A 6,811-nucleotide genomic window follows, 5' to 3' on the forward strand; every position below is an offset into this window, starting at 1 on the left:
CGAAGGTTCAACGATACCGTTGAATGCATGGCTACAGACATCAAGGACGTCGCCCATGCCGTCGACGCCGCCGCCCTCATGAGGCTGCTCCCCGCCCGGCCCCGGCTGCTCGCCCTGGGCGAGCCAACTCACGGCGAGGAAACCCTGCTCGACCTGCGCAACGAGCTCTTCCGGCAGCTCGTCGAGCAGGAGGGCTACCGGACGATCGCGATCGAGAGCGACTGCATGATGGGCCTGGTCGTGGACGACTACGTCACCTCGGGCACGGGCACTCTCGACGAGGTCATGGAGCACGGATTCAGCCATGGCTGGGGCACCTCCGCGGCCAACCGCGAGCTTGTGCGCTGGATGCGCGCCCACAACGACGGCCGGCCCGCGTCCGAGCGGCTCCGCTTCGCCGGTTTCGACGGCCCGCTGGAGATCACCGGCGCCGCGAGCCCCCGGCAGGTCCTCACCGCACTCCACGGCTGCCTATCGGCCCGGGTGGACGCGGATCTGCTCCCGTGCACCGCGGATACCCTCGACCGCCTGCTCGGCGCCGACGACCGGTGGACCAATCCCGCCGCGATGATGGACCCGGCCGAGTCCGTGGGGCAGTCGGCCGAGGCCAGGGAGCTGCGGCTGCTCGCCGATGATCTGGTGGCGCTGCTGGACGCGCAGGCGCCGTACCTGATCACGGCGACCTCGCGGGACGACTGGGACCGGGCGCGCCTGTACGGGCGCACCGCCACCGGCCTGCTGCGCTACCACTTCTGGATGGCCGATACCTCACCGGCCCGCATGACGCGGCTGATCGGGCTGCGGGACTCGATGATGGCCGACAACCTCCTCGCCGTCGCCGAACGGAACCCGACTCTGGGCCACGCCCACAACAGCCATCTCCAGCGAGACAAGAGCACGATGCGCATGTGGGACCAGCCGCTGCTGGAGTGGTGGAGCGCCGGCGCGCTCGTGAGCGCCCATCTGGGCGAGGAGTATGCCTTCCTGGCCACGGCCCTCGGCACGATCCGGCACCAGGGAGTGGACACCCCGCCACCGGACACCGTCGAAGGACTCCTGTACGCGCTCCCGGAGGACCGCTATGTCGTCGACGCCCCCCGGCTGGCCACCGCCCTCGGCGACACGCGGCCCGCCTCCCGCGTGTCCCCCTACTACGGCTACTCCCCACTTGACCCGGCCCACCTGGCCGGAAACGACGGGATCGTGTTCGTCAAGGACGTACCGCGCAGCTAATGCCGGCATCAGCAGCCGGCCTGTCGGGGCGCCTCGGATGTGCGGGAGGCGTCCCGGCCATCAACAGCGCATACGACCGCTCAGCGCCGGGCGCCCCAGGTGCCAGCAGGTTGGTGACCTCCGTGATGGCCTCCGGCGACGGCTTGAAGCCCGGGCATACACGAACTTGGTACGGGCCGGCACGGTCGCCATCAGCGCCCAGACGTCAAAAAACATCGCCTGACACGTGTGGTCTTGGGTGCCGGTGAGATCCTGCCCCTTGAATCGGCCACCTCAGCGATCTTCAGGATCATCGGACTCGTGGAGCGCCGGGCGTGGGGAAACCCCGAATCGCGAAGGAGGCGGCCGCAGCTCGCAAGCGTGGAGAGCAGACAGGCCGCCGGAAGTTGTCGACGTGCTTGTCGCGCGCGCCGCACCACTGTCGAGGCTGTTGCTGCAGTTCCGTGAGCAGTCCGGAACGGGCCCTCCAGGCGGCCACACCCGGATGAGTACGGAGGGAGAGAGCCCGGGAGCACCGGTTTGCTTCCCGCCGCAACGTCACCCGGTGATGTCGCAACCCGTCGGGCGGCCCTGCTCCGTGCTCAGCTGGTCGAGGATTTCACGCAGCGAGTCCAGCTGGGTCTGTGTCAGCCGGTCGGCGAACGCCCTTTCCACCACCTCGGCATTGGTACGGGCAGCGTTGCGGAGCAGTTTCCGCCCTGCGTCGGTGAGATGGATCATTGCGCCACGCATGTCCTCTTCCAGCCGTGAGCGTGTGACAAGGCCGCGGTCGGCCAGCCTGTCGCACAAGCGACTGACCGCGCTCTGCGTCAGGACCACCCGGTCCTTGAGTTCGCGCAGGCGCGTGCCGTCGAGCGGGATGTTCACCAGGGTGTCGAACTCGCTGATCGAGAGGCGATGGCGTTCCGCGAGCTCATGCTCGATCTCGCGGAGCACGGAGTTGTGAACCTCCATCAGTGACCGCCACACCCCGACTTTGAACGCCCGGGAGCTGCTCGCAGATCCGGTCCGCGGCATCGTCCGCCTCCTCCTTGCATGCGTATGCATCATTCTGCCAGACAGGTGGCACGGATGTCGGACCCACCCATGGCGGGCGGGGGAGCGCGTTCCTGCTGTTGCGGGCGATGGGACGGCTGGTGCCGGAGGCGGCCTACGGTTCGATCGGCATGCCGCCCCGCTGGGGTGTACAGGGTCGCCGACCGGGCGGCGTACAACGCGAGCAAGCACACGCCATGCCGTGCCGTGCCTCAAGAGTGCCTGAGCTGGCCAAGTTCGGGCTGGACATCCAGACGATGCGCGAGCTGCTCAACACTCTTGGGCGCAAGGCTGCGGCGGGAGCTGTGCTGGAAAGCGGCCAGGAACACCACGATGTCATTGCGGAGTTACCGATTGTCCTCAAGGACGCCGATCTCCGTCGGCATCGGGCGTTCTTCGGAGGAGCGATCTCCTTGTTCCCGCAGGTGAACCGGCGGACCCGCAACCTGGGTACAACGCTTCGTCCGGCACTGGGAACATCGGCGGGAAACCGCAGGTGGAAACCGTGAACCCGGCTGGACCATGTCCGGATCCTCGGCAGGCGGCGCCTGCCGCAGTGCATTGCGCGTCACACGCAGTATCTCGATATTCACGTCCACCGACAGCAACCGCGACGACGTCCGCGATCGAAGGGAACAACAGCTCCTCCAGCCGGAGCACGATCTCTTCCACGGCCCCGAAATATCAGCCCAACTACCTCGCCCACGGGGTGATTTCGGGCAACTTCCCGTGCCGCCCAGAAGGCTCCAGCCGTCACTCACCGTGTCGGCACCACAAGAGCTGAGCCAGAACCATCAGAGGTGAACGAAGCCACGTTGTGGCCGGGCCCGGTCGTGGCTGCGACCGGGCCCGGGAGGGGGCTTTACGCCTGGGCGGGCGTAGCGCTGGCGGCTGCGTGGCCGGCCGTCACCGCACCATAGAACGGCATGGCGAGCTGGCTGAAGATCTCAGCGGTGCCGGCGCCGCCCGGGGTCTTCCAGTCCCTCAGCAGTTCGGAGATGACGCCGACCGTGCTGTTGAGGGTGATGCCTGCCTCCTGGAGCCGGAGCAGGGAGGTCTCCCGGGCGAGGACGTTGGTGGTGCCGGAGGCGTCGAAGACCGCGTGGACGTTGTAGCCGCGTGCCTTGGCTGACAGCGAGGCGAACATCAGGCACACGTCGGTGATCACGCCGGCGACGATCAGGTTGGGCCTGCCCATGGCGCGCACGGCCTGCTCGAACGTCGGGTCGTCGAATGCGTCGACCTCGCCGTTGCGGTGGATGACCGGTGCGTCGGCGGGCAGTTCGGCGACCAGCTCGGGCAGCAGCGGCCCGTTGGGACCCTGCGACGCCGAGGTGGTGGCGACGATCGGCAGGCCGAAGACCTTGGCGGCCCGGGCGAGCGCCTGGGCGTTGCGCCGGACCTCGTTCTGGTCGTGGTCCTGCACGCCCAGGATCAGGCCCGCTTGGTGGTCGACGAGCAGGATGCCCGTGTTCTCGGGCGTAAGCCGGTTCGTCGGGTAGCTGTTCTCGGTGGTCATGTCGTCTCCACATGTATGTGTGTCGGTCCGGGGGAGTGGCTCGGGCGCTGGTGCGCCGGGGCCTTGCACTCGGCCCGTTGCGCCTATAAATGGTTGCGCAAGCATCTAAACCGCCGTGCGGGCGGGCATATTCCCGGGGCGCTCCGCCCTCTGAGTTGGGCGTCTGAGCTGGGCATTTCCCGGGTTGGTGGGCTTGTGAGGTCTCGCGCCGCCGGTCGGCTCGTCGTCTGTGCCCGTGATCAGCACCGTGTCGGTGCGGCAGGGTGGGCTCCGCACGACGAGAAATATTGCTTGCGCAATCATCGTTCGTGAGGGAGGAACATCCGACGAAGGAAGAGGTCGTTATGCCGGCGATCACCGTGGACGACATCCTGGTCCTGCCAATGGTCACGGAAGCGGCCCCCGCAGTGGTGGAGCGGGAGGTGCGGGAGGTTTCGGCGGGCCTGTTCCACGGTGTCCGGTGGTGGGTGAACCTGCCGTCCCGGCTGAAGACGGCCCCGCCTCGCTATGGGGACATCCGCCGGGGCGAGGCGGCACCACTCAGCTCCGCGGACGGTGGCGCGCTGCCGCGGGTGATCGCCGGCGAGATGGGCGGGCGCACGGGCCCGGGCATCACCCGCGCGCCGATCTCGCTTGCGCATGTGTACCCGTCGCGCGGCGCCCGGTTGCGGCCGCCGTGGCGGCCGGACTTCAATGCGCCGGCGTGTGCGCTGCCCGGCTCGGGGTCAGTGGGCGCGGGACCGCGTCCCGCCCGCAAGGGACAGATCGCCGTGTACGGGGGCTGCGGCGTGGTCACGGTCGCGGCTGCCGCCGAACAGGACAGCCGCAGCCCCCAATCGGAGGTGCTGGTGCTCGTTGGTAAGCCGCCCAGGGAGCCGGTCGCCGTCTGCGGCCCGTTCGTGATGAACACTCGGCAGGAGCTGTACAAGGCGTCCGAGGACGACCGGGCCGGGCGGCTGGGGTCGATCCCCGCCGAGTCGGACCCTGTACATGACGTGTTGTGAGAACGATGAAGAGCAAGAGGAGCCCGAATCGAGCCGGAATGCCGGAGCAGCCGGTCCGTGAGAAGGGCGGGACCGCTGCCTGCGGCAGTAGCAGGGAGAGCCGAGCCGGCCGCCCGGCCGCCATCCAGCCGTCGCGGTCGCTCACCTGTCCGCTCCCGCACTCGGTCTCCTCGCCGGCCCGGGCTCGGCGGTTGACCCGGTGCCTGCTGAACCGTTGGGGCCTGAGCGGGGACTATGGCGCCCGGGTGGAGGTGGTCGTCTCCGAGCTGGTGACCAACGCCGTCTGCTACGCCCTGCCGGACCTCGGTATCACCTGGCAGATGTTCTCCCGTGACGGACGGTCGATGGTGCGTGTGGAGGTCACCGACGGCGGCCCGGCGGCGGTCCGCCCCGAGCGCCCTGCGCTGGAGCACGGTCGCGGCACACAGGTGATGGACGCACTCGCCTGCGCGCGTGGCGCCGGACAGCGTGGCGAGGGCCGTTTCGTGCGGTGGGTGGAGGTCGCCCCGCCATGAGCGGCGGACCCAACCGGTGGCGGAATCCTGCGGTGAGGCGCATTCGGCCGGCTGGCAGCGGTGATGTGGGTGACGTCCCCGGAGGCCGGCAGGTCAGCGTTCCTGCCACCGTGGGGCAGGGCGAGGTCGGCCACACCGCGTGCCAGGACTTTCTGCCCGGTTCGGGCTCTCAGGACTGTTCAGGGCCGCAAGGACCTTGCGCCACGGTGTCATCGCGGGTCTGCAACACTGACGGCGGGCGCCGGGGTGGGGAGTGGCTCGCAGCCGGGCGCGTCGCCCTTGGGGACCGGGCCCGGCCGGCCGTTGCCGACGGACCCGGGGGATCGGGCGATGGAGGCCTGCGCCCGCTCCGATCCACCTCCAGGGGTCGACCATCTGCTCACCGCGCGGACTCGATGGGGACAGGGCGCCTGACCGGCCCTCGATGTCACGGAACGCGCCCGCGCTCACGCGCAGAGACTGACAGGACATCAAACCCGCTGCATGGGGCCGGTGACCGTCGAGTCCGCCTAAGGCTTGTCCCGTAAATGATCTCTGACTGGTGCGGCGTGCTCGGTGATCAGTGCGACTGCTCGCCTATCCGGCGAGGTTGAGGTTGTGCAGGCGGGCGATGCCGAGCATGGCGTGGTGGACGCCATCGCCTTTGAGGCGGCAGTCGCGGAGGATCTTCCAGGTCTTCATGCGGGCGAAGACGTGCTCGACGCGGGCGCGGACCTGTTTGTGGGACTTGTTGTGGGCCTGTTTCCAGCCGGGCAGTTCTTCGCCTTTGCGGCGGCGGTGGGGCATCACGAGCCCGGTGCCCGGATAGCCGCCGTCGGCGATCGTCATCGTCTTGCCGACGGCAGCCTTCGCGCCGGACTCCTCCCACGCCTTGCAGTCGTTGCGGTTGCCGGGCAGGGGGCGGCCGACCATCACGACGAGCCGGGTGTCGGCGTCGATGACGACCTGGTGGTTGGTGGAGTACCTGTAGTTCTTGGATTGCGCGGCGATCACGTGGTCGCGGGTAGGCACCAGGGTGCCGTCCACGATGAGCACGGTGTCCTTGCGGAACCGCTTGCGTGGCTGGAGCGCGAGCGATGGGCCAAGGTGGTCGATGACGCGGTCGGCCGCGGACTTCGAGATACCGAAGAGCGGAGCGAGTTGGCGCATCGTCAAGTTCGTGCGCCAGTAGGCCGCCACGAGCAGTACCCGGTCCTCCAGCGGCAGAGCCCACGGGCGACCCTTGCGGACCGGATCTGCACCTTCACGACGCAGCGCGGTCACCAGCTTGCCGAAGTTGCGCGGGCTCAGCCCAGTGAACGGGGCTATCCAAGACGACTCCGACGCCGTGATCACACCAGCCACACCAAGATCATCTCATGTGACTGGGCGCCCAAGTCGGCATCGCGCGCCAACTGATCTGCTCAGTTGCCCTTCTGCACGTACGCGTACCGCATGCCGCCATCCGGCGCCGCGGCTGTACGACGCACGCCTTGCCGGGGCCAGATCGCGGCCGATGCCGCTCG

General features: G+C 68.8%; 7 protein-coding genes. 4 read left to right on the forward strand and 3 right to left on the reverse strand.

Annotated features, from left to right (window positions below; genetic code table 11):
* Positions 1–27 precede the first annotated feature (27 nt).
* Complete coding sequence (locus ACFVYE_RS18940) at positions 28–1,233, forward strand: erythromycin esterase family protein (protein WP_383975990.1); 1,206 nt, start codon at positions 28–30, stop codon at positions 1,231–1,233.
* A 537-nt stretch (positions 1,234–1,770) separates the two neighbouring features.
* Here the strand turns inward: ACFVYE_RS18940 and ACFVYE_RS18945 are convergent.
* A complete protein-coding gene (locus ACFVYE_RS18945) occupies positions 1,771–2,187 on the reverse strand; it encodes a MarR family winged helix-turn-helix transcriptional regulator (protein WP_389606462.1) in 417 nt (138 codons plus the stop codon).
* A 299-nt stretch (positions 2,188–2,486) separates the two neighbouring features.
* Between ACFVYE_RS18945 and ACFVYE_RS18950 the strand changes: the two genes are divergently transcribed.
* Positions 2,487–2,777, forward strand: a complete 291-nt coding sequence (locus ACFVYE_RS18950; RefSeq protein ID WP_389606464.1) for a DUF4262 domain-containing protein — start codon at positions 2,487–2,489, stop codon at positions 2,775–2,777.
* Positions 2,778–3,130: 353 nt separating this feature from the next.
* Here ACFVYE_RS18950 and ACFVYE_RS18955 read toward each other — a convergent pair whose 3' ends face one another.
* On the reverse strand, positions 3,131–3,787 hold the full coding sequence (locus ACFVYE_RS18955; RefSeq protein ID WP_389606466.1) for an isochorismatase family protein: 657 nt from the start codon (positions 3,785–3,787) through the stop codon (positions 3,131–3,133).
* A 344-nt stretch (positions 3,788–4,131) separates the two neighbouring features.
* Here ACFVYE_RS18955 and ACFVYE_RS18960 point away from each other — a divergent pair, with 344 nt between their 5' ends.
* Together ACFVYE_RS18960 and ACFVYE_RS18965 are read left to right on the forward strand one after the other, a co-directional pair.
* Positions 4,132–4,791 carry a pirin-like C-terminal cupin domain-containing protein gene (locus ACFVYE_RS18960; RefSeq protein WP_383967462.1) on the forward strand — a complete coding sequence of 220 codons (660 nt, stop codon included), beginning with the start codon at positions 4,132–4,134 and terminating at the stop codon, positions 4,789–4,791.
* Positions 4,792–4,829: 38 nt separating this feature from the next.
* Entirely contained in the window at positions 4,830–5,306 is a 477-nt protein-coding gene (locus tag ACFVYE_RS18965; protein WP_389606468.1) for an ATP-binding protein, read from the forward strand.
* A gap of 576 nt (positions 5,307–5,882) precedes the next feature.
* Here ACFVYE_RS18965 and ACFVYE_RS18970 read toward each other — a convergent pair.
* Positions 5,883–6,650: a transposase gene (locus ACFVYE_RS18970; protein ID WP_383977694.1), complete on the reverse strand. Its 768-nt coding sequence runs from the start codon at positions 6,648–6,650 to the stop codon at positions 5,883–5,885.
* Positions 6,651–6,811 lie beyond the last annotated feature (161 nt).

The sequence above is a fragment of the Streptomyces sp. NPDC058239 genome, assembly GCF_042882185.1.
Classification (GTDB): domain Bacteria; phylum Actinomycetota; class Actinomycetes; order Streptomycetales; family Streptomycetaceae; genus Streptomyces.